25 protein-coding genes, 1 tRNA gene and 1 riboswitch are annotated in these 23683 nt (G+C 67.1%); all 26 genes read right to left on the bottom strand.

Translation table 11 applies throughout. The features are described 5' to 3' along the window. Positions 1 to 149 precede the first annotated feature (149 nt). Positions 150 to 236: transfer RNA gene (locus tag EXR94_04250), tRNA-Ser, on the bottom strand. A gap of 61 nt (positions 237 to 297) precedes the next feature. Continuing rightward, positions 298 to 1728 (bottom strand): amidohydrolase, encoded by a 1431-nt coding sequence (locus EXR94_04245; protein MSR01939.1) that lies wholly within the window; start codon positions 1726 to 1728, stop codon positions 298 to 300. Positions 1729 to 1766: 38 nt separating this feature from the next. Beyond that, positions 1767 to 2195: a nucleoside deaminase gene (locus EXR94_04240; protein ID MSR01938.1), complete on the bottom strand. Its 429-nt coding sequence runs from the start codon at positions 2193 to 2195 to the stop codon at positions 1767 to 1769. A 31-nt stretch (positions 2196 to 2226) separates the two neighbouring features. Further along, positions 2227 to 4827 carry an ATP-dependent chaperone ClpB gene (gene clpB / locus EXR94_04235; protein MSR01937.1) on the bottom strand — a complete coding sequence of 867 codons (2601 nt, stop codon included), beginning with the start codon at positions 4825 to 4827 and terminating at the stop codon, positions 2227 to 2229. 145 nt (positions 4828 to 4972) lie between these two features. Next, positions 4973 to 6805 carry a selenocysteine-specific translation elongation factor gene (gene selB / locus EXR94_04230; protein MSR01936.1) on the bottom strand — a complete coding sequence of 611 codons (1833 nt, stop codon included), beginning with the start codon at positions 6803 to 6805 and terminating at the stop codon, positions 4973 to 4975. Beyond that, entirely contained in the window at positions 6802 to 7569 is a 768-nt protein-coding gene (gene recO, locus EXR94_04225) for a DNA repair protein RecO (protein ID MSR01935.1), read from the bottom strand. The genes selB and recO overlap by 4 nt, the downstream gene beginning before the upstream one ends. A 24-nt stretch (positions 7570 to 7593) precedes the next feature. Next, positions 7594 to 8676 (bottom strand): YncE family protein, encoded by a 1083-nt coding sequence (locus EXR94_04220; GenBank protein ID MSR01934.1) that lies wholly within the window; start codon positions 8674 to 8676, stop codon positions 7594 to 7596. A 41-nt stretch (positions 8677 to 8717) separates the two neighbouring features. After that, on the bottom strand, positions 8718 to 9536 hold the full coding sequence (locus tag EXR94_04215; protein ID MSR01933.1) for an ABC transporter ATP-binding protein: 819 nt from the start codon (positions 9534 to 9536) through the stop codon (positions 8718 to 8720). Then, positions 9505 to 10470, bottom strand: a complete 966-nt coding sequence (locus EXR94_04210) for an iron ABC transporter permease (GenBank protein MSR01932.1) — start codon at positions 10468 to 10470, stop codon at positions 9505 to 9507. The genes EXR94_04215 and EXR94_04210 overlap by 32 nt, the downstream gene beginning before the upstream one ends. Further along, entirely contained in the window at positions 10467 to 11339 is an 873-nt protein-coding gene (locus tag EXR94_04205) for a hypothetical protein (GenBank protein ID MSR01931.1), read from the bottom strand. Before EXR94_04205 ends, EXR94_04210 begins: the two co-directional genes overlap by 4 nt. A gap of 41 nt (positions 11340 to 11380) precedes the next feature. Beyond that, positions 11381 to 11496: riboswitch (cobalamin riboswitch) on the bottom strand. 35 nt (positions 11497 to 11531) lie between these two features. Further along, the gene (locus EXR94_04200) at positions 11532 to 12497 is read right to left on the bottom strand and encodes a hypothetical protein (protein ID MSR01930.1); all 966 of its coding nucleotides are present in this window, start codon (positions 12495 to 12497) and stop codon (positions 11532 to 11534) included. Then, positions 12494 to 12982, bottom strand: a complete 489-nt coding sequence (locus EXR94_04195; GenBank protein ID MSR01929.1) for a bifunctional nuclease family protein — start codon at positions 12980 to 12982, stop codon at positions 12494 to 12496. The genes EXR94_04200 and EXR94_04195 overlap by 4 nt, the downstream gene beginning before the upstream one ends. Positions 12983 to 12996: 14 nt before the next feature. After that, the gene (locus EXR94_04190; protein ID MSR01928.1) at positions 12997 to 14223 is read right to left on the bottom strand and encodes a methionine adenosyltransferase; all 1227 of its coding nucleotides are present in this window, start codon (positions 14221 to 14223) and stop codon (positions 12997 to 12999) included. An 81-nt stretch (positions 14224 to 14304) separates the two neighbouring features. Then, entirely contained in the window at positions 14305 to 16068 is a 1764-nt protein-coding gene (gene ptsP, locus EXR94_04185) for a phosphoenolpyruvate--protein phosphotransferase (protein ID MSR01927.1), read from the bottom strand. Next, positions 16065 to 16328, bottom strand: coding sequence for an HPr family phosphocarrier protein (locus tag EXR94_04180; GenBank protein MSR01926.1), 264 nt, complete (start codon positions 16326 to 16328; stop codon positions 16065 to 16067). The genes ptsP and EXR94_04180 overlap by 4 nt, the downstream gene beginning before the upstream one ends. 7 nt (positions 16329 to 16335) lie before the next feature. Further along, positions 16336 to 17118 carry a hypothetical protein gene (locus EXR94_04175; GenBank protein MSR01925.1) on the bottom strand — a complete coding sequence of 261 codons (783 nt, stop codon included), beginning with the start codon at positions 17116 to 17118 and terminating at the stop codon, positions 16336 to 16338. Further along, on the bottom strand, positions 17061 to 17741 hold the full coding sequence (locus EXR94_04170; protein ID MSR01924.1) for a hypothetical protein: 681 nt from the start codon (positions 17739 to 17741) through the stop codon (positions 17061 to 17063). The genes EXR94_04175 and EXR94_04170 overlap by 58 nt, the downstream gene beginning before the upstream one ends. Then, entirely contained in the window at positions 17738 to 18217 is a 480-nt protein-coding gene (locus tag EXR94_04165) for a PTS mannose/fructose/sorbose transporter subunit IIB (protein ID MSR01923.1), read from the bottom strand. The genes EXR94_04170 and EXR94_04165 overlap by 4 nt, the downstream gene beginning before the upstream one ends. Further along, positions 18214 to 18594, bottom strand: coding sequence for a hypothetical protein (locus tag EXR94_04160; protein ID MSR01922.1), 381 nt, complete (start codon positions 18592 to 18594; stop codon positions 18214 to 18216). Before EXR94_04160 ends, EXR94_04165 begins: the two co-directional genes overlap by 4 nt. Further along, on the bottom strand, positions 18591 to 19556 hold the full coding sequence (hprK, locus tag EXR94_04155) for an HPr(Ser) kinase/phosphatase (GenBank protein ID MSR01921.1): 966 nt from the start codon (positions 19554 to 19556) through the stop codon (positions 18591 to 18593). Before hprK ends, EXR94_04160 begins: the two co-directional genes overlap by 4 nt. Continuing rightward, positions 19553 to 19867, bottom strand: a complete 315-nt coding sequence (locus tag EXR94_04150; GenBank protein MSR01920.1) for a hypothetical protein — start codon at positions 19865 to 19867, stop codon at positions 19553 to 19555. The genes hprK and EXR94_04150 overlap by 4 nt, the downstream gene beginning before the upstream one ends. 21 nt (positions 19868 to 19888) lie before the next feature. Then, positions 19889 to 20998, bottom strand: coding sequence for a glycosyltransferase family 1 protein (locus tag EXR94_04145; protein MSR01919.1), 1110 nt, complete (start codon positions 20996 to 20998; stop codon positions 19889 to 19891). After that, positions 20995 to 21405: a transcription antitermination factor NusB gene (gene nusB / locus EXR94_04140; GenBank protein MSR01918.1), complete on the bottom strand. Its 411-nt coding sequence runs from the start codon at positions 21403 to 21405 to the stop codon at positions 20995 to 20997. Before nusB ends, EXR94_04145 begins: the two co-directional genes overlap by 4 nt. Then, the gene (locus EXR94_04135; GenBank protein MSR01917.1) at positions 21405 to 21872 is read right to left on the bottom strand and encodes a 6,7-dimethyl-8-ribityllumazine synthase; all 468 of its coding nucleotides are present in this window, start codon (positions 21870 to 21872) and stop codon (positions 21405 to 21407) included. The genes nusB and EXR94_04135 overlap by 1 nt, the downstream gene beginning before the upstream one ends. 2 nt (positions 21873 to 21874) lie before the next feature. Beyond that, a complete protein-coding gene (locus EXR94_04130) occupies positions 21875 to 23080 on the bottom strand; it encodes a bifunctional 3,4-dihydroxy-2-butanone-4-phosphate synthase/GTP cyclohydrolase II (GenBank protein MSR01916.1) in 1206 nt (401 codons plus the stop codon). After that, complete coding sequence (locus tag EXR94_04125) at positions 23077 to 23682, bottom strand: riboflavin synthase (GenBank protein ID MSR01915.1); 606 nt, start codon at positions 23680 to 23682, stop codon at positions 23077 to 23079. The genes EXR94_04130 and EXR94_04125 overlap by 4 nt, the downstream gene beginning before the upstream one ends. Position 23683 lies beyond the last annotated feature (1 nt).

Genomic DNA, 23683 nt, shown 5'->3' with positions numbered 1-23683 from the left:
AGAGCCCGACCACGCCGAATCCGACCAGTCCGAGGGCCAAGTACATCATCCCCGACTGGGGGCCGACCTGGTTCTTGACCAAGCCGCAGGTGCCCGTCAGAAAGCAATCAGTCGGCCCCGGCACCACCGGCAACAGCCAGATAAACATACGGACAGGGAGGGATTCGAACCCTCGGTACCGTTACCGGCACACCGGTTTTCGAGACCGGCTCCTTCAGCCACTCGGACACCTGTCCTCAGAGCGGCATAAGATAAGGCTGGAGTAAGGGTTAGCGGTAGGGGAGCGGCCCCCGTCGGTCAGCGCCGGTAATCCAACGGCGGCGTCCGGTCGCCAATCCGGTTCTGGTACCCGAAGCCGTTCAGGCGGCGATCAAACTCGGTCCGGGCCGCCACCAGATGTTGGGGGTCGGCGAAGAGCTCGAGCGCCGTCAGCGCCATGGCCTTCGCGGCCACCATCATGCCTTTGGTCCCGATGCTCATGCCCCCAGCCGCGACCGCTTGCCAGCTATGGGCTGGAGTGCCAGGCACCCAGGTGGCCGTCGAAAGCTGGACGGTGGGCACCACCCAACTCACGTCGCCCACGTCGGTAGAGCCGCTCGACACCCCGACCTCGGCCGGCATGATCTGTTCCTCGGTTCCAAGGGGCGGGAGTGTGCCGGTCAAGGTCGGCCGAATCGTCTCCGCGAAGCGTCGTTCCTCGGGCGTATACCGAAGCCCCCCGGTTCGCTTCAATGCCTGTTCGGCCAGGTCGGCAAGGTGGTCGTTCGGGAGGATGTTGTAGACCGCATTGATGAGCTCCATCTCCATGGCCGTGCCGGTGCCGGTTGCCGCCCCCTTGGCCGCATTGACGACCCGGTCCCAGATTCCATCAAGGATCCGCATGTCACTGTGCCGGGCGTAGTAGTAGCTCTCAGCGAAGTCGGGCACCACATTCGGCGCCTTGCCACCCGACGTGATGATGTAGTGGATCCGGGTTTCGGCCGGGACATGCTCCCGGAGCAAGTTCACCATCCCATTCATGGCTTCGACGCCGTCGAGCGCCGAGCGCCCCTGCTCGGGCGCGGCGGCGGCGTGCGCGCTAACGCCGCGGAACCGGAATTTGGCCGACAGATTGGCCAGGCTGGTGGATTTACTCACTTGGTTAACGTCGCCCGGGTGCCAGGCCACGACCGCGTCGACGTCCTTGAACAGGCCGGCCCGCACCATGTACACCTTGCCGCCCCCGCCCTCTTCGGCCGGGGTGCCGTGGAACCGAATCGTGCCCCCTCGCCGCTCCGACACCAGCCAGTCTTTCACGGCGATGGCCGCGGCGGCCGACGCCGTTCCGAAAAGGTGGTGACCGCAGCCGTGACCCGGCCCGGCATCGAGAATGACTTTTCGGGTCGGGACCGCATCCTGGGAAAGACCCGGCAGCGCGTCGTACTCCCCCAGAATCGCGATGACGGGTTGGCCCGATCCAAACGTCGCCACGAAGGCGGTCGGCATCCCGGCCACCCCGGCACGGATCTGGAAGCCGGCCGACTTGAGCTGCTCTTGGAGGAGCGCGCTGCTCTTGGTCTCTTGATAGCCGACTTCGGCCAATCCCCAGATCTGGTTCGCGATGCCCGCGTAGCCTGGAGCCTTGGCGTCAAGCGAGGCCAGCAGCGCATCGCTCCCGGCCCGGGGACGTTGCGCGTGGGTGGTGCCGAACCACAGGAAGAACGCGGCGAATGAGAGGCAGAAACGCATGAGGGGCCCGGGGTCTGAGATCCCCGAAATCTGGCGACCTACCGCCTGGCTTGGAAGAAGCGCCGCAACAGCCCGGCGGATTGGTCGGCCATGATCCCCCCAATGACCTCGGGCCGATGGTTGAGTTTCGGGTGGCGGAGGATGTCACCCACGGAGCCCGCCATGCCGGCCTTGTCGTCATACGCCCCAAACACCACCCGACCGAGTTTCGCGAGCACGATGGCTCCGGCACATTGGGCGCAGGGCTCGAGGGTTACATAAAGCGTCGCGTCGGTGAGCCGGTCCGAGGCGAGGTGGCGAAAGGCCTGTCCGATCGCCAGGACTTCGGCATGGGCGGTCGGATCGCGCCGGCCGATCGTCTCGTTGTGTGCCTCCCCGACGATCACCCCTCCCGAGACGATCACCGCCCCGACGGGCACTTCACCGGCCGCGGCCGCCCGCTCCGCGTGGGCGAGCGCCCACTGCATCGGCAACGCGTGATCGACCCGAACGGGGGCGTCAGGCACTGGCCTTCACGATCCGGAGTTGGTCTCCGTCCCTGGTCACCGCCACCGTATCGCCCGGTTCGAAACTGCCGGCCAAGATGGCTTGGGCAATCGGATTTTGGAGCAACCGTTGAATCACCCGCTTGAGCGGCCGGGCACCGAACACCGGGTCGTAGCCCCGGTTGGCCAGGAACTCGCGGGCCGCCGAGTCGACTTGGAACGCCAACCCCTTCGCCTGAACCATGGCCTCGAGGTGGACGAGTTGGAGATCGACGATCCGGGCGATGTGATCGCGGCCGAGCGGGTGGAAGACCACGATGTCATCGACCCGGTTCAGGAACTCCGGCCGGAAGTGTTGCCGCAATTCCCCCCGAACCCGTTCCTCAACACCGGCCCACTCGCTGCCGCCGACCTCCGCGGCCGCATCGACGATCAGACCGCTGCCGATGTTGGAAGTCATGATGACGACGGTATTCCGGAAGTCGACCAGCCGTCCCTGGCTGTCGGTCAAGCGGCCGTCATCGAGCAACTGGAGCAGGACGTTGAATACGTCCGGATGGGCCTTTTCGATTTCGTCGAACAAGATCACGCTGTACGGCCGGCGCCGCACCGCTTCCGTGATTTGGCCACCCTCCTCATAGCCAACGTACCCAGGGGGGGCCCCGATCATCCGGGCCACTGAGTGCTTCTCCATGTATTCGGACATGTCGAGACGGACGATCGCCCGCTCGTCATCGAAGAGAAACTGAGCGAGGGCTCTGGCGGTTTCGGTTTTACCGACACCGGTCGGGCCTAAGAAGATGAACGAACCAGTCGGTCGGTGGTGGTCCTGGAGCCCGGCCCGACTCCGCCGGACGGCGTTGGCTACCGCCGCGACGGCTTCCTCTTGACCCACGACCCGGTGGGCCAACTCCGCCTCGAGCCGGATTAGACGTTCCCGATCCGATTCCAGCATCTTGGTGACGGGAATCCCGGTCCACTTCGCGACGATCCCGGCGATGTCTTCCGACCCGACCTCCTCCTTGAGATACTTGGCATCGCGCTGAATCAGCTCGAGGCGCTTTTCCTCCTCCCCGATCGACGCTTCGAGTTGGGGGATCTTGCCGTAGCGAAGTTCTGCCGCGCGCTGCAGATCCCCGCGGCGGCTCACGATGTCCACCTCGCCCCGGAGCTGTTCCACTTCGGCCTTCTTGGTCTGAAGCAAGTGAATGACCGCCTTTTCCGCCTGCCATTGGGCCTTCATGCCACCCGATTTTTCCTTCAGCTCGGCGATCTCGCGCTCGACCCCTTCCCTCCGCTCGATGCCGGCTTTGCCTTTCTCCTTGAGGAGCGCCTGCCGCTGGATTTCGAGCTGGAGAATCTTCCGCTCGACCTCGTCGATCTCGAGGGGCATGGAGTCGATCTCGATCCGAAGCTTGGACGCGGCCTCGTCGACCAAATCGATGGCCTTGTCGGGAAGGAACCGGTCGCCGATATACCGGTCGCTCAACGTGGCCGCTGCCACGAGCGCGTTGTCGGTGATCCTGACCCCGTGGTGGACCTCGTATTTTTCCTTCAACCCTCGAAGGATCGCGATGGTATCCCCGACGCTCGGGGCAATGACCAGGACCGGCTGGAAGCGACGCTCGAGCGCGGCGTCTTTCTCGATGTGTTTCCGATACTCGTCGAGCGTCGTCGCCCCGACGACATGCAACTCGCCCCGGGCGAGCGCCGGCTTCAGCATATTGCTGGCGTCGACGGCCCCTTCGGCCGCGCCGGCGCCGACGATCGTGTGGAGTTCATCGATGAACACGATGAAATGACCTTCCGCGGCCGTCAGTTCCTTGACCACCGATTTCAGCCGCTCCTCGAACTCCCCGCGGTACTTGGCCCCCGCGAGGAGCTGGCCGATGTCGAGGGCGATGATCTCTTTGGACTTGAGGCTCTCCGGGACGTCGCCCGACACAATCCGTTGGGCGAGCCCCTCCACGATGGCGGTCTTGCCGACGCCGGGTTCGCCGATCAGGACCGGGTTGTTCTTGGTCCGCCGAGACAACACCTGCATGACCCGGCGAACCTCCTCGTCCCGCCCGATGACCGGGTCGAGTTTGCCGGCCCGGGCCTGGGCGGTGAGGTTCCTGGTGAATCGCTCGAGGGCCTGATACTTGTCCTCCGGCGACTGGTCCGTCACCCGGTGGCTCCCGCGAACGCCTTCCAGCGCGGCCCGGAGGTCGTCGGCGTTGACGCCAAGACCGGTAATCAGCCCGCGGGCCGCCGTGCCCTTCTCGTCGACCAATGCCAAGAGCAGGTGCTCGGTCGAGATGTAGGCGTCACCCAGGGTCTTGGCATCCTTCTCCGCCCGGTCGAATACCGCATGCAGCTCGCGGCTCAGGGTCGGTTCGCCGCCGCCGGACTGGGTCGGAAACTTGGCCAGTTCCCGCGCGATGGCCTCGCCTAACGCCGTCCGATTGAGGCCCGCTTTTTGGAGCAGCGGCTGAACCACCCCCTCGTCCTGGCCGAGCAAGGCGGCGAAGAGGTGGGCATCATTGACGACCGGATTGCCGCGCTCGCGGGCGGCGGTCATCGCGTCGCGAAAGGCCTCTTGGCCTTTGATGGTCAGCCGGTCTGGACGAATCATCGCATCCTCTTGGTGGCGGTCCTAACGATCTCCCGGGCTGAGAGGGCCAGTCGGATACCCGGCCGCTCTGCCGAGTCGGCAGCGCCCTGGCCCGCCACTCCGCGAGATCGGCACAGCCTAGGCGCTGATGGCAGGCCCGGCGTCACCGGCGAAACCGGCGTCCGGTCGCGTCCCGGTACGTGTACCCTTGACGATCACTCCACTCCAGTAAGGGGATCATGAATTTTCGAGAAAGACCCCCGAGCTGTTGGCGGATCCATGCCGGTGTGATCTCACCGCCGGGGTCCCCCGCCTTCAGGACATCCCGAAACGCCGACAAGGCCTGGGTACTGAAATACCGGTCCCGTTCAACGGCCGCAATCGCTCCGGCCTCGACGGCCCGCTTGAGCAGCCCCGACAAATGGGGGAGTTCCATGACCCGGGCCACTTCAGCGATGTCCGGGGCCTCGAGCCCGGCTCGATCCAGCAATTCGATGAGTTGCTGCACGGCCGCTTCGGCCACCTGGGAGGCCTGGAAGCCCGGCAGCGCGGCCAATCCATCCCGCTCCACCAGCAGCGCTCGCTGCCGGAGATCGTCCACCAGAGCCGTCGCTAGCGGCAGAGGGACCTGGAGGCTCCGGCGCAGGGTCTCGGTCGAGAGACCCGGCTGATCGGGCTGGACCCGATGGTACTCCGTGAGCACGGCCAGGGCTGCCCGCTCGATCGCCGCGGCCGTGTCGGGAGCCAGCAGCCGTCCGGCCAATCGGGTGACGCGGGCCCGTTTGGCAACCCGCGCTGCCTCCCCTGGCGGGGTGCCGAGCCCGAAGGGGATCTCCTTTTCCAAGAGCCCGAAACGGCGGCGGGACACCAGCGCCTCGAGTCGAATCCGCGGGTCAGCGTCGCCCAGGGACGGAGGCCACGAACTCCGCCGCTCCGGGGTGGGGTCGACGACCCACCCCCCACCGATCGTCACCAGCGGGCTGTAGCTCCGGACCACGAATCGATCACCACCTCGGGCCAGCAGCGGGCGCTCCAGCACCAGGCGCGCGAGTCCCGAGCCCCCGGGCAGGATCGGGACTCGGGGTGCGACCCGGGCGAGCACCTCGGCCGTCCCGAGGTGGACCCGAACCCGGGAGCGGGATCGAATCGGGGCCGGCGCTCCGGGAAGGATGTCGAGCGCGACGTCAAGCAGGGACGTCGGGACCCAGTCGACGGCAGCGCTCACGGCCACCTGGCCCCGACTGACCTCGGCCCGGTCGACACCCACAAGACCTAACGCCGTTCGGGTCGACGGTTCACTCTGCTCGCGCTCCTGTCCGTACGATTCGATCGAGCGAAGCCGGCCCACCTGGCCGCCGGGGAGAATCCGAAGCGACTCGCCGACGGCTACTCGTCCCGACCAGGTCGTCCCCGTGACCACCGTGCCGATTCCCGCGACGCTGAACGCCCGGTCGATCGGCATCCGGAACAGATCGTCGGCGCGGCCGGCGGTGGCGGTTCGGATCCGTTCGGCCAGCCGGTTCCGCAGGTCGTCGATCCCTTGGCCGGTCAGCGCCGAGACGATCGCCGGCGGTTCGAACCGGACCACGGACCCTACCAGTTTGGCCATCACATCCGCCACCACCAGCTCGGCCCAATCGGCCTCCACCAAGTCAGCCTTGGTGAACACCGGAATCCCGGCGGGAACCCGGAGCTGTTCCAGGATCGCCAAATGCTCCTCGGTTTGGGGCCGGGGTCCTTCGGCCAGATCGATCACCAGCAGGACCAGGTCGATCCCGGTGGCCCCGGCCACCATGGTACGGATCAGATCCTCGTGCCCGGGCACATCGACCAATCCAGCCGGCGGCAAGCCCGGTAGGTCGAGGGGGGCGAAGTTCAGATCGATCGTAATCCCCCGCCGTTGCTCCTCGGCGAGCCGGTCGACGGGCCGCCCAGTCAGCGCGGTGACCAAGGCCGACTTGCCATGATCGATGTGGCCGGCGGTCCCAATAATCATGGGCCCGTCTTCCAACCCGCCTCGGCCCAGAAGGCCAGGGCCGGTAATTGATGTCCCTCGGCGACGTGATACCGGAGGTAGCGCTCGAGGAGCCGGCGATGAGCCGCCAAGTAGCGGTCGTCGAGCACCGGCAGGTCATCATAGCCGTGAATCAGCACGTCGAGATCGGCGACGTCACGACGGGCCAACTGACTCGACTCGACGGCCACGGCGCAGGCCCGGCACAGCACCCCGCCGTGGGCCGGGGAAAACGGAATGGTCGCGAGGTCGCTCTCGATTACGGCGCCGTCCCGGGCACACGCGTTGAGGGACGGAGCAAACCCCAAATGTTTGACCAAACCCCAAATCGAGCGCAAGCCGACCACCGCCACGGCGGAACCGGGGACGGCCTCGACGACGTCGAGCGAATGGCGAAAGAAATCGTAGGTCCCGACTTGTCGTTCATGGGCAGAGAATCGGAGCATCAATTCCCCGAGGACCGACGCGACCGCATACCGCTCGATGTTGGCGGCCAAGTCCGAATGAAGCCGGACGACATCGAACCCCGTGAGGGTGTGGAGGTCCGAGTGTCGGGCCAGGAGAATGGTGGCGGTGCCGTCGGACAGGACTTGAAGTGCCGCCCCGAATTTGCTTCTCGGGCGCCGGGCTCCCTTGGCAATGACGCTCACCACACCGAGTTCGCGGGTGGCGAGGCGGGCCACCTTCGAGGTTTCGCCGTAGGGGATCGTCGACAGAATCGTCGCCAGGGTCTCGATGGGTGCCATCGGGGAGCCGGCCGGCTGGCCGGATCAGTTCGTCGCGCCGGTAACCAACCCGGGGATCTCTACGAAACTCACCGCAACCGGACAGTTGCCGAGGATCACGTTCCGCGACTCCGTCAGGTCGGCGCGGAAGATCCGAAGGCGGCCGACCAACGGCAACGCGCAGTTGCCCACCTCGACCGCGTAGATCCGGCCCTGTCCGTCGACGGCGGCGGCCACGATGTTGTTCCCGAGGATTCCGTCCCCCGCCCCGCGGACGACCCGGCGGGTTCGGGTGTTGAATTCCATCAATCCGTCGCGAACCGAGGCCACGAACAACCGCTCGGATCCATCCGACGTGACCGCGGAGGGCAAGAACCCGAACCCGCCGAAACTGCCGACCTCGGCCCGTTGAATCGGGTCGATGATGCTGAGCCGCCCGGCCAGTGCGGCGTCGGCGTCGCCGGTGTTGACCACATAGATCAGGCCGTCCCCGCCGAGCGCCGCGGATCGGGCATTGCCGGGGCTGGGGAGCGGAATCGAGTCGCGGCCAGCCGCCCGGCTGTTGGTTTGGGGATCGATGACGGTGAGCCAGCTTTCGCCGAGCGAGCAGAGCCCGAGGGAGCACGGGCCGACGTTGGCGTTGACGACGAACAGACGGCCGCGGGTCAGCAGGAGATCGCGGGGGTATTGGCCGACGTCAACGCTGGCCGTGTCGCCGGTGTCGAGGTCGACCCGGGTCACCGTATTGAGGCCGGCGTTGGCGACAAAGGCGATCGCGTCGGAGAGCATGGTCACGGCCGCCGGACGGCTGCCGGACGCGAGCGCGATGGTCCGGCGGATTTGTTGGGTGAACAGGTCAAGGACGACGATCCGATCGGACCCGCCGCCGGTTACGACGGCGATTTGGCCGCGGGCGGCCACGTCGGTCGCGGCGCCGTTCAGGGGACCGAGGTTGATCTTTCCAGGGAGGACACCGGGTTCGATCCGAATCACGCTCACGGTGTTCTCGCCGGCGTTCACCACCAGAAGGCGCTCCTCCGGCGGGGGCGCCAGCGGCGTAGTCGCCGCGCACCCGGCAAGGGCGGCAACCGGGGCAGCCAGCAGCAAAAGACCGAGAGACCGCGACATCGACGGAACGATACGGCGGCCACGGGCGCGAGGCAACCGGGTCATCGGGGAACCACTCGGCGGCGCTCAGGCGTGATTTGGGGCACCCCATCGACTTCCAAGACCCGGACCGGCCAGCCAAACGCCTCGGCCAAACGGTCCGAAGTCAGGACGTCCGCGGGCCGGCCCCGCGCCGCGGTCCGGCCCTCGTGAAGCAAGATGATCTCGTCGGCGAACCGGGCGGCCAGGTTGAGGTGGTGGGTAACCAGGACCCCGGCAAGCCCACCCTGAACCAGTTCCCGAATCAGTTCGAAAATCTCCATCTCATGGCCGAAGTCGAGCGACGCCGTCGGCTCGTCAAGTGCCAGCAGGGCCGGTTCCTGCGCCAGGGCTCGGGCAATCCGAACCCGCTGCCACTCTCCCCCCGACAGGGTGTCGATCCGCCGGCCGGCGAGGGTCAGGACATCGGCCCTGAGCATCGCTCGTTCGATGGCTTCGCGGTCCGCGGCGGACAGGGCCGCCAGGGCGGAGAGGCGCGAATATCGTCCGAAGCTGACGACCTCGTCGACCCGCCAGGCAAACGGGTACTCCTCCCGCTGGGTTACCGCGCCAATGATCCGGGCGCGCTCCCGTTGGGGCCAACCGCCAATCGGGCGGCCGAGGAGCTCGACCCGGCCGGAATGGAGCGCGACCGTGCCCATCAGGGCCCGAAGGAGCGTGGTCTTGCCGCTCCCGTTGGGGCCGACGACCGCGACCAGCCGGTGCGGTTTCACGTCGACCGACACCTGGGCTACAGCCGGTCGGTCGGCGCCGGGGTACTGGACCGAGACGTCAGTGCCCACCAGCACGTTAGGCCAAGCTCCGCCGGAGCAGGACCGCAAAGAGCGGAACTCCGATCAGGGCCGTCACGGCCCCGATCGGCAGTTCAGCCGGCCGGAGCACCGTTCGGGCGATCGCGTCGGCGAGGATCAGGAGCGAGCCGCCGGCGACGAAAACCGCCGGCATCAGGTGCCGATGCAACGGGCCGAGCCACCCCCGAACAGCATGAGGTGCCACTAGGCCGACGAAGCCGATCATGCCGCTCACCGCCACGCTGGCGGCCGTGAGTAGCGCCGTGGTGACGAAGACCAGCGCCTTGGCCCGCTCGGTCCGAACGCCCAGGGCTTCGGCAGACTCATCGCCAAGCGACAGAAGATCCAGGGTGCGATTGGCGCCGAACAGAAATCCGATCGGCACGACCGCATACGCCGCGAAGACCACGACGGACACCCAGCTCGCGGTCCCGAACCCGCCCAGGAGCCACAGAAATGCGTTTCGGAGCATGGCCGCCTCCGACGTCGTCAACACGGCGGTGGTGATGGCGCCGCAGAACGCCGAGACCACGACGCCGACCAGAACCAGGACCCGGGGCTCGAGCCGCGCGCCTTGGACCGCGGCAACCCAGTAGACGATGGCCGACGAGGCAAGGGCGCCGGCAAACGCGGCGGCCGGAATCGCGAGCAGGCCCGAGAGTCCGAGTGCGATCGCCGCCACCGCACCGAGCCCCGCGCCCCCGGAGATCCCCAGAAGGTATGGCTCGGCGAGCGGATTGCGGACCAGCGCCTGCAGGGCGGCGCCCGACACGCTGAGTCCGCCGCCCACCAGGAACGCGAGCGTAATTCGCGGCATCCGAAGATCCCAGATGATGGCGCCCGCTGGGCCTGACGGATCGACCACGCCCCGGAAGACCTCCAAGAAGGACATCGGGACCGCGCCGATCGACAAGGCGATCGCGGCGGCGATGATCGCGGCCCCCACCAGTCCGAGCGCCTTCATCGTCCACCGCTCGAGCCGAGCGCCGCGGCGAGTTGCTGAATCGCCTCGGCGATCCGCGGGCTCGGCCGATTGAACATCGATCCATTGACCCTGAGAAACCGGCGGTCCCGAATGGCGCCGACCGTTTGCCACTCCGGCCGCCCGCCGAAGGCCGGCTCATCATCACCGACGAGCAGCACCCAGTCAGGATTCCGGCTGGCGACGGCCTCGATCGAAACGACGAATGACGGCTGCGGATTATCCTCGAAGAGATTGGTCCCGCCGGCAAAATGGATGACCTCGGACAAAAAACTGCCGGTGCCGAGCGTGATGGGGGGATCTCGCCAAGTCAGGACGAACACCGAAGGGCGGACCACCGGCATCCGGGTCGCTGCCCGAACATCGGCGTTGACGCGGGCCATCACGGTGTCACCCAGTAGCGGGCGCCCGGCGGCCGTGGCGAGGACCCGAGCACTTCGCTCCAGGTCGGCCAGGCGGTCGAGGGCCAACTCAACGACGGGAATACCCAAATCGCGGAGCCGGCTGACCGCCGCGGCGTTGCTCGCCGAGCGATACGCCACCACCAGATCCGGGTGTCGGGCGACGATCGCTTCCACGTTCGGTGCGAGGCCATCTCCGACCGAGGGAATTTGGCCGACCTCCGCCGGATAGTCGCACCATTGGGTGCGGCCCACCACGCGATCACCCAGGCCCAAGGCAAAGAGCAGTTCGGTGGCGGCGGGGATCAACGACACGATCCGGCCCGCCGGCCCGGCGAGGGCGGTGGAAAACCCGGCGTCGTCGGTCAGCGTGACGGTCGCAGGCGGTAGCGGGCTTCGGCCGCACCCGAGAACGGCGGCCGATAGCAGGAATAAGAATCGGGTCACCAACGCCCTCCCCCGAGGGTTTGGCCGACGGACGGATCACAGCGGTCTCCTGGCTCAGGGGGTGCTCCGCTCGCCTTCCCGGTGTGACCCAGTGGCGTGTGAGCGAAGGAACTGCTCCCCGTGACAGTGGCGGGGCCGCGCCGGATTCACACCGGCTTCCGAGAGCTGCGATCGAAAGAACCTACGGGGCCGAAGTTAGGACGGTGCCCCCGGCCGAGCAAGGCCACTCCGGCGCATCAGAAACCAGGCGCCTCCGAACAGGCCGAGCCCGATCACCGAGACGAGCACGGGCAATACTGCCTTGGGCAACGAGGTGCGACGAAACCGGAGGGTCAACCCGGATTCGGCGCCCAGCCGCTGATACCGGCGAAACGGGCGGCCTTCGAACATCTGGGAGTCCCGGACCCGCCACCCGGCCGGGTCGGGAACCAGGCCGGTCTCTTCAATGAACAGGTCAACGGAGTCGACCCGGCCGAGCGGTACGTCGAGGCTCCGGAGGTCCTTGGTGACCTCGTATTGAATGAGGAGCTCCTTCTGGCCGGGCGAAATCGGTGCCCCGACGAGCACGCTGTCGTCCCGAAACGTGACGGCGTCAGCCGAGATCTGCGACAGCCTGGCGTCTCCGACCTCGGGGCCGCGAATGCCCGCCGGCAACCCGGCCGACCAGGTCGGAGCGGCCGAATCCCGACCAACTCTGGTCCGGGTGCCGGTGTTCTCAAGGACGAACCAGTCGATCACAGTGCGTGAGCCAGTGGCGTCGGGTGCCCCGACCACCAGGGTTCGACTGCGGGTGATGACCGGGGCGGCGGCCGAGGTATCGTACACCACGAGTTCGATGCCGGTGTCGGGCCGGGCTCGGTTCGTCGCCAACGGTGCGGAGAAATACTCAATGCCGGCGTGCCGGGCGCTCACCAAATAGTTCGAAGTCGGGTCGGCCCGGAAGCTGAAGCGAAAACCGCCCGTCCCGTCCGTCACCACCGTATCAATCGGACCCTGAGAAGCCAGGCCGACCCGATGGAGGACGACCCGGACCCCGCCGACCGGGACCGCGGCCGGCAGCGCCGGGCGACGCACGGTTCCACCGACGTCGGTTGGGCGCTGGGCCGTAAGGGGCCCGGCGATGACGCACGCGACCGCCACCGCGCATCGACGCCACCTCACGGTTGGAAGCGCCCGAGGTCTTCGGGGTCGAGCTTGGCGAGGAACTTCTTGAGTTGGTCGGCGGCCGACTCCGTGGCCGGCATCGCGCTCGGCCCGGAGCTCTCGCCGTCCAGCACCTCGTCCGTCACGAAGATTGGGGCCTCGGTCCGGAGCGCGAGGGCGATGGCGTCGGAAGGCCGAGCGTCGATTTCGATGATTTGTCCGGCCCGGAACACCAACAGTTCGGCGAAGTAGGTACTGTCTTTCATGCCCGTTATAGTGACCCGGCGGAGGACGCCGCCCACGCCGACGAGAAGGTGCTTGAGGAGATCGTGGGTCATCGGGCGCGGCGGCGACTCCCCTCGGAGCGCGAGGGCGATCGCCGTGGCTTCGGGCGCGCCGATCCAGATTCGGAGCACCCGGTCGCCCCCCTGCTCCTTCAGGACCACGACCGGCGAATTCGTCGATCGATCAAGTCCCAAGTGGGCGATTGTCATCCGGACCATGCCGGAAGGTTGGCTCAGGCCTTCGCGGCCGTCAAGAGATCCCGCACCTTGTTGGTTGCTTCCCACGGGAACAGGTCGACCCGCTTGCCTTCGACCTTGACGGTCTTCGGCCGCCGCCCGAAATGGCCGTACGCGGCCGTCGGGCTGTAGATGGGGCGTCGGAGTCGGAGTGCCTTGATGATACCGGCCGGCGTGAGATCGAAGACCTCCGCGACGATCCGCTCGAGCTTCTCGTCGGACATGATGCCGGTTCCGAAGGTCTGCACCATGATCGACACCGGCTGCGCCACGCCGATCGCGTAGGCCACCTGGACCTCGCACCGTTCCGCCAACTTGGCCTCGACGATATTCTTCGCGACCCACCGCACCGCGTACGCCGCCGACCGGTCGACTTTCGAAGGGTCCTTGCCGCTGAAAGCGCCACCTCCGTGACGGGCCATACCGCCGTACGTATCGACGATGATCTTCCGTCCGGTCAGGCCGGCATCTCCGTGGGGGCCCCCGACCACAAACCGGCCGGTCGGATTGATCAAGAATTTCGTACTCCGCGAGGCGAACCCGGCTTTTTCGAGCACCGGTCGAATGACTTCCTGAATCACCGTGTCCTTGATGGTGTTGTGCGACAGCACCCGGCGCCCGACGTGCTCCGCGTGCTGGGTCGACACCACGACCGTTTTGACCGCGATCGGCCGGTCGCCCTCATACTCGACCGAAACCTGGCTCTTGCCGTCCGGACGGAGCCAATCGATGCGCTCGTGGCCATCGAGCCCCTTGCGGACGGCGGCCAACCGCTCGGCGATCCGGTGGGCCAGAATGATCGCCAATGGCATCCGTTCCCGGGTTTCCCGGGTGGCGTAGCCGAACATCATCCCTTGGTCGCCGGCCCCCTGCTCTTTCGACTTCGAGGTGTCGACGCCCATCGCGATGTCGCTGGACTGGCGGTCGATCGAGATCAGGACGGCACAGCTCCGGGCATCAAACCCGAACGCCGCGTCGGTGTAGCCGATCCGTTCGACCGTGTTTCGGACGATCTCCGGAATGTTTACATAGGTGTTGGTGGTAATTTCACCGGCCACAACCGCCATCCCGGTGGTCACCATCGTTTCGCAGGCCACCCGGGCCGCCGGATCGCGGGCGATGATGGCATCGAGCACCGCGTCGGAGATTTGATCGGCCACCTTGTCGGGGTGCCCTTCGGTGACGGATTCGGAGGTGAAGACGTGCCGTTTGGCGCGGGCCATTTGAACGTTACCTGGCGTTAGGGTAAAGAACTCGATTTCCGGAGGCAAGCTAGTGGCAAATCCAGGATTGTGGCAACCGCGCTACATGCCCAGAAGTCGTTTGTCCACATAGTTTTGCGCTGCTGCTCGAAGAACGGCTTCGACCGCCAACGCGGTCTCGGCCCCAAGGGCCCGGATTGCCGCCTCTTCGCAGACCTTGAATGGCACTTTCCGTACCAGCCATTTGACCAACGGAAGCGAGGGTGACGCCACACTCAGGGTCTCGTATCCGAGGCCAATCAGCAGCAGAGCCCCCAGCGGTTCCGAGGCCATCTCCCCGCACACGCTCACGGGAATGCCGGCCGTGCGTCCCGCCTGGCGCACCTGCGCGAGTTGCCGGATCACGGCCGGATCGAAGGGGGTGAACCGGCCGGCGAGGTAGGCGCTGCCGCGGTCGATGGCCATGGTGTATTGGGTCAAGTCGTTGGTGCCGACGCTGAAAAAGGCTGAGACCGCGGCAAACCGATCGGCCAACACCACGGCGGCCGGCGTTTCCACCATGACGCCGATGTCGAGCGTCCTGGCCGAGCGGACCCCGGCCGCCGCCAACAGGGCCGCTTCCTCGGCAAACATCGCTTTCGCTTCGAGCACCTCCTCGACCCGGGTGACGAGTGGGAGCATCACCTTGATCGTCCGCTCGGCGGCGATTCGGAGCAGGGCCCGAATCTGCGGCCGGAAGATCTCGGGCCGATCGAGGCACACCCGAATCGATCGCCAGCCGAGAAACGGATTGGCCTCCGGCTGGGTCTCGAACGCCGCCGGAAATTTGTCCCCGCCCAAGTCATAGGTCCGGATCACGACCAGGTCGTTCGGGAAGGCTGCCCCGACCCGGCGGAAGTATTCGAGTTGCTCCTCTTCGGTCGGGACATGGGCCCGCCCGGTCACCAAGAATTCGGTCCGCAACAGCCCGACGCCGCTGGCGCCGTGCTTGACCGCCAGATCGATTTCCTCCGGCAGGTCGACATTTCCCATGAGCGAGAGCGACACGCCGTCCGGGGTGACCGCCGGCTGGTTCGAGGCGCCCTCGAGTTCGAGCTCAAGTTTGTGCCGGCGGGTCGCCTGGGTTCGGGCGATCTCGAGTTCTTCCGGCGTCGGTTCGATGACAATGGTGCCGGTCTGGCCGTCGATCAGCAGCATGTGCCCGGGCTTGATCCGATCGAGGGCGCCCGCGGCCCCCATGACCGCCGGGATGCCGAGCGAGTGAGCGAGAATCGCGGCGTGCGAGGTCCGAGTTCCTTCTTCACTCACCAGCCCAAGGAGTTGGTCGCGGTCGAGTTGAACCGTCAACCCAGGGGAAAGCTCGTGGGCCACGATGATGACATGCTGATGGGCCGCGACGGCCGCGAGTTCATCATCCTGGTGACCCACCAAGACGCGGAGGACCCGGATTTGGGTGGCCGAGAGGTCGGCGAGACGCTCCCGCATTCGGAGATTCGAGGTGCCGGAGAACGCCACCCGAAGCTCGAGTGCTTTGAACTCGAACGCGGTTTCGGCGCTCAAGTTGTTCTTCCGGATCAGGTGCTCGACGCTGGCCTGGAAGTCCAGGTCCTCGACCATCATGATCTGGGCCTCGAAGATCTGTGATTCCTCGAGTCCGGCAGAATGGAGCACCCGCTCCCGGAGCGTGTTGAGATGGCCCGCCACCGTCTTGGTGGCCTCATGGAGCCGGCGGATTTCGCCCTCGACTTCGTCCGGCGTCACCGATCGGTCGGGCACGTCGGGAAACCGCCATTCGAGCACCACCGCCGGGGCGAGCGCGAGCCCCGGCGACACGCCGATTCCCCGGATGGTCCGCGCCTCGCTCATTTCTCCCCGAATCCGGCGGCGACCAAGTCGGCCAGGGCCGCGACGGCGAGTTCCGCGTCCGCCCCATCGGCCCGAATGGTGAACGAACTGCCGCACTCCGCCGCCAGCACCATGACCCCCATGATGCTCTTCCCGTTGATCGCCGACCCATCCTTGAGCAGTTCGATGTGCGAGGAGAAGGTCGCCGCCATCTTGACGAACTGAGCGGCCGGGCGGGCATGGAGCCCGAGCGGGTTCACGATCGTCACAGGTCGTTCGATCATGCCGTTACCTCAATTGCCAGAAGAGAACCACCACGATGGCCGCCAACGTCAGGTGCCGGGCCGACGGGACTCGGAATCGCACCAGCGCTGCGAGCACGCCCCCGGCCAGTCCGAGCGTCGGCCCCACCCACCAACCCGGCGTCAACCCGGGGCCGGCCAGCCACCGGCACACCGGTACCACCGCGGCGCCGACCAAAAGCCCGGCCGCCAATCCAACCCGGCGCACTTGGTCCGTCAATCCCGAGGCCTTGAGCGCGCCGGCGATCTGGAGCCCCGACCGAAGTCCGAGCCGAAGCCCCCAGACGGTGATATAAAGCCGGAGCAGCAGGTACAGCGCGACGCCCAACCCAACCGCCGAAAGGCCGGCGCTGAGTGAGAGCGCCACGAGCATGGCCGCCATCACGGCCGGGACCACGCCGATCCAAAACAGTTGGTCGCCGAGCGAGCCGAGCGGCCCGGCCAGCGCCGTCTTGAGCCGCTGAATGGTGCCACCCGGAACGCCATCGATCTCCGCCCGGGCCGCCGCGCCAACCGCGATGCCGGTCAGGTAGGGATGGGCGTTGAAGAGTTCGGTTGACCTCCCGACGGCCGCCCGGTAGCGCCCCGGGTCGGCCCGGAGCGGTTCCAGGAGCGGGAGCGAGGCGAAACCGACCCCGACCCCTTGCAGCCGCTCGTAGGTCCATGCGGCCTGCACGATCAGGAGACGGAGCGTCGCTGGCACGGTACCCCTCACCATAGGGCCGTGACCGCGACGCCGACGCCGAGGCCGGCCAGGGCCCACCGCCATCGGGGGCCGGACCTTCCGCTTGCCACCGCACCATGGGCCACCGCCCAGGCGCCGCCCGCCAGAGCCACCGCCGTCAGGGCAGTGCCCGCCCCCGCACTCGGGCCCAGTCCCGACCTGCGAATGGCGAAGGCGATCGCGAGCGAGAGGATCGCGACGAGTCCGCTTCGGACGGCATCGTGCCCAAGTCCGGCCCAATGCACGGTGCGGACGGCCCGGTCGTCGCCGGCGGTCAACCGATCGGCGTGGGCCCGCACGGTCCGGGCGTTGAGTCGACGGGTGGTCGTCAGTGTGGCGCCGCTCACAGTGGCGAGCGCGAGACCGATCCCGGCGGCCCACCCGAGGGTCTGGTGCCAAGGACCGCCCGCCGCGACGACGACCGCACCGATCGTGGCGGCCCCGAAGTCCGGATACCGGGAGCTCCCAACCGGGACGACATCGAGGGCGAACAACTCCAACAACGCCCCGACCCGGAGCCCGGCCTCGACATCGCCCACGATCCAACCGGCTCCAGCCCCGACGACGAGGGGGCGTGACACCAGGGCCTGGAGGACGCTCGCAAGATCGAGCCCCGCGAGGGTGCCCCACGCCATCAGCCCGCCGACCACTCCCCACTCGAGCGTCATGGCCGGAGCGCCGAGAGCGGCACCGGGGCCGTGGTGGGCAGATCCTGGGCGGACACCTCGATCCCGGCGGCCTCCACCGTCCTGAGGTCGTCAAGCTCCCGGCCCGAGAGATACAGATACCGGAGGTACTCTCGCCGGCCGGGCTGGGCGTGAATGCCCCCGAGGTTGATCTTGGCGATGGCCCCGTGACAGCGCTTGGCCAGCGTCACCATCGTGTCGACCGATCCCGTCAGAACCAGAACTCGCTCGTCCGCAGAGCCTAACGCCTCGATCCGGGCCGGCGCCTCGTCGGGCGCGAGGAACTCCACCTCAATGCCGGCGGGGACGGCCATCTGATACAGTTCCCGCTCGAACGCGCTGGCCGCCACTTCGGCATCGACCAAGACGATCCGGCTCAGTTCGAGCGGCCGCCCCCATCCGATGACCACCTGGCCGTGAACGAGCCGGTCATCGATCCGGGCCACCACGATGCTCATCGGCGGCTCGCAATCGCCTTGGCGCCGGTTTCGATGGCTCTTTCGGCGGCCTGGTCCGGGGCGAGTTCGCGATGGAACACAAAATCGACCAGCATGGCGAGATTGACACCGGTCACGAGGCGCGCTTCCGCCGTTCCCGACAGGCGCCGGGCCGCCGCGAAAAGACAGGAGCCGCTCGGCATGTCGATGAAGACCACCGAGGGTCGCCCATCGACTGCCTCGACGATGCGCTCTTCCAACCGGCCCCGGTCGCACCCGGTGTTCGATACCGGAATGAGGGCCCCGCGAATGCCGCTGATCTCCTCGACCGCGGTGACTAGCGCCCGGGCGAGGTCACCATGGCACACTACCACCCCATGCAGGGCCGGCGTGGTCACTCGAAGTCCTCCTGCAAATACTCCCGGAGGCCCCGCTGTTCCTTCATTCGCTTGATCAACCGGTCGTTGAAAACCGCGGCACTATCGACGCCGCCCATGCGGAGCAAGTGGTTCATGGCCACCACTTCCGAGATCACCGTCAAGTTCTTGCCTGGATTCAGCGGCACGATGACCTTCGGCAGTTTGACATCCAAGATGGTGATTTCCTGCCGGGCGAGGCCGGTTCGATCGGCGTCGGGGGTATTGGTCCAGTCGTCGAGGTGTACGATGACTTCGATCCGCTTTTGCTGCCGGACCGCTCGGACCCCGAAGAGCACCTGGATGTCGATCAGTCCGACGCCGCGGATTTCCATGTGGTGGGCCGCGAGCTCGTGCCCCTGCCCGATCAAGATATCGTTGCCCCGACGGGTGGCGATCACGACGTCGTCGGCGACGAGCCGGTGGCCGCGCTCGACCAAGTCGAGGACGCACTCACTTTTGCCGATGCCGCTCCGGCCGGTGAACAGCAACCCGACGCCGTACACATCGGCCAGCGACCCGTGCAGAGTCGTCCGGGGCGCGAAAGCATGGGCCAGGATCGGTTTGATCCGGCGGTAGAATTCCGCCGTCTTCAGCTGAGTGCGAAGCACCGGAATGCCCCGCTCGCGCGCCACGGTCACCAGCGGCTCCGGCGGACTCTGCCCCTTGGTGATGAACACGATCGGCAGGTCAAAGGCGAAAAACGTCGTGATCGCCAGCCGTCGGGCAGCGGCGTCGAGGGCCACGAGGTAGCTGACCTCGGTTTCCCCGAGGACCTGCATCCGGTCAGGCACGAACCGGGCGGTGTACCCGGCCAGGACGAGTCCGGGGCTCGCGATATCGGTTTCCGGAAGGGCCCGGTCGAGCCCGATCTCGCCGGTCAGCGACTCGAGTTCGAGGAGATCCCCCCGCCGGCCAAGCAGATCCCGGGGCCGCAGTGTCATGGCAACTCGCTCGGCGCGTGCCGGTCGCGCCGATACTGTGTTGCGGCGCGGTCGAGTTGTTTCTTGAGCTTCTCTTCGGCCCGGTCGAGCGCGGTGCGATGATCGGTCCGCACCGCGCTGGCCACCAACCACCGGCCTCCCGGAATGTGAAGCTTGAGCTCGATGAGATGGCCTTCCGCCGTCAGGCCGAAGATGACGCCGCCCTCGATGGCGTGGGGAGGCAGGTGCGCCAATCGGTCCATGACCTCATGGGCGCGGGTCTTGAGATCGTCGGCCACTTCGCAGTGGCGCGCCGCGAACGTGCTTTGCATGGCTTCACTCCTCTGAAAGGATCAAGTCCTCACCAGACTGGCAAGATGACGGATCGTCGCGTCCGCGGCATCATCCCAGGTCCATCGTTCCGCCGCGGCCCGGGCCGCGCGTCCGATCCGGTCAACCAGCGCGGGGTCGGACGCCAGAAGCAACATTTGCTCCGCCAGCGCATCGACGTCGCCGTGGGGCACCAAGAAGCCGGTGTGGTCCCGCCGCACCGAGTCGCGAAGCCCCGGACTGTCCGAGGCAATGGACGGAGTGCCGCAGGCCGCCGCCTCCATGACGGTAATCCCCCAGCCCTCCTTTGGCGATGGGAATAGGTTGGCCCAGGTGGACCGAAGCAGCTTGACTTTGGCCGGCTCATCGACAAACCCGAGAAACCGGACCGACGAGCCAAGGCCGAGCGACTGGGCCAACGCCTCCAACCGAAGGCGGTCATCCCCATTTCCCGCCACATCCAGGGTCACCTCCGGTCGGGTCCGGTGCACGACCGCCAGGGCCCGGATGGCAAGATCGACACCTTTGTACCGCTTCAGCCTGCCGACGTACAGAAACGAAGGCGGCGCCGAACGCTCCACCGCCGGATCAGGCGCGAAGCGGTGCGGGTCAATCCCAGGGTGAATCACGACGATCCGATCGGACGCCACCCCCCGTCTGATTAAATCGTCTCGGGTGCTCTCACTGATGGCATGAAAGTGCGAGCGCCGATACGCCCACGGGATCAGCCGTTCAGCCGCCACCACCGCGGTCGCCAGCGGCCAAGCGGCCTCGTCGTAGGCGGTGGTGCCAAAGAGATGGGGGACGATGACGCACGAGGGGATTGGGCTCAGACCGGCCAGGTACAACGGGAGCTTATTGATGTCCTCGACCAGCACCTCATACCGGATCCGGCCGAGCGCCGCCCGAACCGCCGCCCGGCCCTTCAGGGCAAACGAGTGCCGGTTGCCGATCCGCTCGACGTGGATGCCCTGGACGACCGCCGCCGGCCGGCACCCCGGCCATCCCGAGCACACCATGTCGACCTGATGGCCCGCGGCCACCGCCCGGCTGAACAACTCGAACAGATGGATCTCGGCGCCCCCGGCCTCCGGGTTCTCCAGATCCTGCCAGTTGACGAGCAGGATCCTCACAGCCGTCCGAGCGTCCGGGCCACTTGATCGAGGACCCCGTTGATAAACCCAGGTGATTGCACGGTCCCGAATCGATGGGCCAGCCAGAGGGCTTCGTCGATGGCGACCCGCGGAGGGATCTCGGGCGACGACAACTCGAAGGCCCCCAGCCGGAGAATATTCCGATCGATGACGGCAAGCCGGTCGAGTTTCCAGTGCTCGGTGGCGTCCTCCAACAACCCGTCGAGTCTGGGCTGGTCGGCCCGCACGGCGGTGGCCAGCTTCTCGGCGAACGCCAGCACGAACGGCTCCGGGCCGGTGAGGCGGGCCAGCCCCGGGATGACGTCTTCGACGCCCAGTGCGTTGGTTTCGGCGGCATAGAGCAACTGGAGTGCCCGGGCCCGCCCTTTGGTCTCGGTCCGGAGCATTACGGCCTCACCATCTGTTGAAGAAGATCCGCGGTTCGAATCGCGGCCTCGGCCGCTTCGGCCCCCTTGTTACCGGCCACTCCCCCGGCCCGGTCGACCGCCTGGGACGTCGTCTCAACCGTCAGCAGCCCGAAACCAACGGGGACTCCGGTTTCCCGGGCCGTTTCACCTAACGCTCTGCTGGTCTCCCCGGCGACGAAGTCAAAATGCGGGGTCTCACCCCGAACGACCACCCCGAGGGCCACCACGGCGGCATAGCGCCCCGATCGGGCCAGGGCCGCCGCGGTCACCCCCAGCTCAAAAGCGCCCGGTACCCAGACCACATCGAGTTGGTCGGCGCCGAGGCCGGCGTTGGCGCAGGTCGCGAGCGCGCCCTCGAGCAGCCGGCTGGTGATCCGCTCATGATACGTGCTGACCACGATCCCGACCGAGCCGACCGCCCGGAGCTTTCCCCGATACTCAGTCATCACTAGTGTCCGATCAGATGGCCAAGTTTGTCGCGCTTGGTCGCGAGGTAGCGGCGATTTTCGTCCCGCGCCGCCAACTCCAGCGGGACCCGCTCGGTGATCGTCAGGCCGTACGCATCGAGCCCCACCACCTTGCGGGGATTGTTGGTCATCAGCCGGATCGATGACAACCCGAGATCACGAAGAATCTGGGCGCCGATCCCGTAGTTGCGGAGATCCGGACCGAATCCGAGGCGCTGATTGGCCTGGACGGTATCGGCGCCGCTGTCCTGCAACTCATAGGCTCTGAGCTTGTTGAGCAGCCCGATGCCCCGCCCCTCTTGATCGAGGTAGACGATCACGCCCCGGCCCGCGGCCACGATCTGCCGCATGGCGGCCTCGAGTTGGTCGCCGCAGTCGCAGCGCAAGGAGTGGAACACATCGCCCGTCAGGCACTTCGAGTGCATCCGGACCAGCACATCACCGGGTACGTTGTCATTGCCGTACACCAATGCGACGTGCTCCGCCGCATCGACATCGTTGCGGTAACCGATGATCCGAAACCCGCCGGCTTCCGTGGGCAAATTGGCTTCGGCCACCCGATGAACCAGCCGCTCGTTCCGGAGCCGGTGCGCCACGAGTTGGGCCACCGTCACGAAGGTCAGCCCGTGCTGGGCCGCGAAGTCCGACAACTCGGCCCGCCGCGCCATCGTCCCGTCGGCGTTCAGGATTTCGCAGATCACCCCGGCCGGCGCGAGCCCGGCGAGCCGCGCGAGGTCGACGCTGGCTTCGGTCTGGCCGACTCGCTGCAACACCCCTCCCGGCCGAGCCCGAAGGGGAAAAACGTGCCCGGGCCGGCGAAAGTCGGCAGGTACCGTCTCCGGTTTGAGCGCCACATGGATGGTCATGGCCCGGTCGGCGGCCGAAATCCCCGTGGTCACCCCGAACCGCCGCTCGGCGTCGATGCTCACCGTGAACGCGGTGCCCATCTCTTCGGTGTTCTCCTGGATCATCTGGGGCAACCCCAGTTGGTCGCAACGATCCGGCGTGAGGGTCAGGCAAATGAGCCCCCGGCCATGGACGGCCATGAAGTTGATCACGTCGGGCGTGATCAACTCCGCCGCACAGACCAAGTCACCCTCGTTTTCCCGCTCTTCATCGTCGGCGACGATGATGCAGCGGCCGTTCCGAAGGTCCTCAATCGCCTGTTCGATGGTTCCGAACGTCATGCTCCTGCCGTTCCGCCGCGCGCCACGAGGGCCGCAACATATTTGCCGATCAGGTCGCCCTCGACATGGGCGCGGTGACCCCGCTCGAGTGTGCCTAACGTGGTGTGCCGAAGAGTATGGGGAATCAAGGAAACTTGAATCACCCGGCCCGCCCGAACCGCATTGACCGTCAAGCTCACCCCGGCCACCGTGATGGAACCGAGGGGAACCGACACCGCCGCCACTTCCTTGGGCACGATCAGGTCCAGCAGCCAGGCGTCGCCTCGGTGGCGGGTACCCCGGACCCTGGCGATCCCATCGACGTGTCCCTGGACCAGATGCCCGCCGAGCCGGTCGCCGAGCCGGAGGGCCCGTTCGAGGTTGACTCGCTGGCCGCGGACCGTCTCGGCGAACAGCGTCCGGCCCACCGTCGTGGCCACGACCTGGACCCCGAACCCGCCCCGGATCTTCCGCGCCACCGTCAGGCAGGCCCCGTCGACCGCGATGCTCTCGCCGAGGGCCAAGCCGCGGTACGGCGCGGCGATGTCGAGCGCCACGCCACCGGTCCGGTCCGGTCGAACCCCGGTGACTTCCCCGATGGCGGTGACCAAACCCGAGAACACG

Source organism: Gemmatimonadota bacterium (assembly GCA_009692115.1).
GTDB lineage: Bacteria > Gemmatimonadota > Gemmatimonadetes > Gemmatimonadales > GWC2-71-9 > SHZU01.
This window is presented reverse-complemented; position numbering and strand designations above follow the sequence as displayed.

Coding starts and splice junctions, on each gene's coding strand:
- recO (MSR01935.1), bottom strand. CDS start 7,569: ATGGCACCCATCGAGACCCTGGCGACGATTCTGTCGACGATCCCCTAC.
- ptsP (MSR01927.1), bottom strand. CDS start 16,068: ATGAGCGAGGCGCGGACCATCCGGGGAATCGGCGTGTCGCCGGGGCTC.
- EXR94_04175 (MSR01925.1), bottom strand. CDS start 17,118: ATGGCGGTGGGCCCTGGCCGGCCTCGGCGTCGGCGTCGCGGTCACGGC.
- EXR94_04210 (MSR01932.1), bottom strand. CDS start 10,470: ATGAAGGCGCTCGGACTGGTGGGGGCCGCGATCATCGCCGCCGCGATC.
- selB (MSR01936.1), bottom strand. CDS start 6,805: ATGATTATTGGGACCGCCGGCCACATCGATCATGGCAAGTCGGCCTTG.
- EXR94_04130 (MSR01916.1), bottom strand. CDS start 23,080: ATGACGTTCGGAACCATCGAACAGGCGATTGAGGACCTTCGGAACGGC.
- EXR94_04170 (MSR01924.1), bottom strand. CDS start 17,741: ATGACGCTCGAGTGGGGAGTGGTCGGCGGGCTGATGGCGTGGGGCACC.
- EXR94_04220 (MSR01934.1), bottom strand. CDS start 8,676: ATGTCGCGGTCTCTCGGTCTTTTGCTGCTGGCTGCCCCGGTTGCCGCC.
- EXR94_04135 (MSR01917.1), bottom strand. CDS start 21,872: ATGACTGAGTATCGGGGAAAGCTCCGGGCGGTCGGCTCGGTCGGGATC.
- EXR94_04245 (MSR01939.1), bottom strand. CDS start 1,728: ATGCGTTTCTGCCTCTCATTCGCCGCGTTCTTCCTGTGGTTCGGCACC.
- EXR94_04240 (MSR01938.1), bottom strand. CDS start 2,195: ATGCAGTGGGCGCTCGCCCACGCGGAGCGGGCGGCCGCGGCCGGTGAA.
- EXR94_04195 (MSR01929.1), bottom strand. CDS start 12,982: ATGGTCCGGATGACAATCGCCCACTTGGGACTTGATCGATCGACGAAT.
- hprK (MSR01921.1), bottom strand. CDS start 19,556: ATGACACTGCGGCCCCGGGATCTGCTTGGCCGGCGGGGGGATCTCCTC.
- EXR94_04190 (MSR01928.1), bottom strand. CDS start 14,223: ATGGCCCGCGCCAAACGGCACGTCTTCACCTCCGAATCCGTCACCGAA.
- EXR94_04165 (MSR01923.1), bottom strand. CDS start 18,217: ATGAGCATCGTGGTGGCCCGGATCGATGACCGGCTCGTTCACGGCCAG.
- EXR94_04150 (MSR01920.1), bottom strand. CDS start 19,867: ATGCAAAGCACGTTCGCGGCGCGCCACTGCGAAGTGGCCGACGATCTC.
- nusB (MSR01918.1), bottom strand. CDS start 21,405: ATGCTCCGGACCGAGACCAAAGGGCGGGCCCGGGCACTCCAGTTGCTC.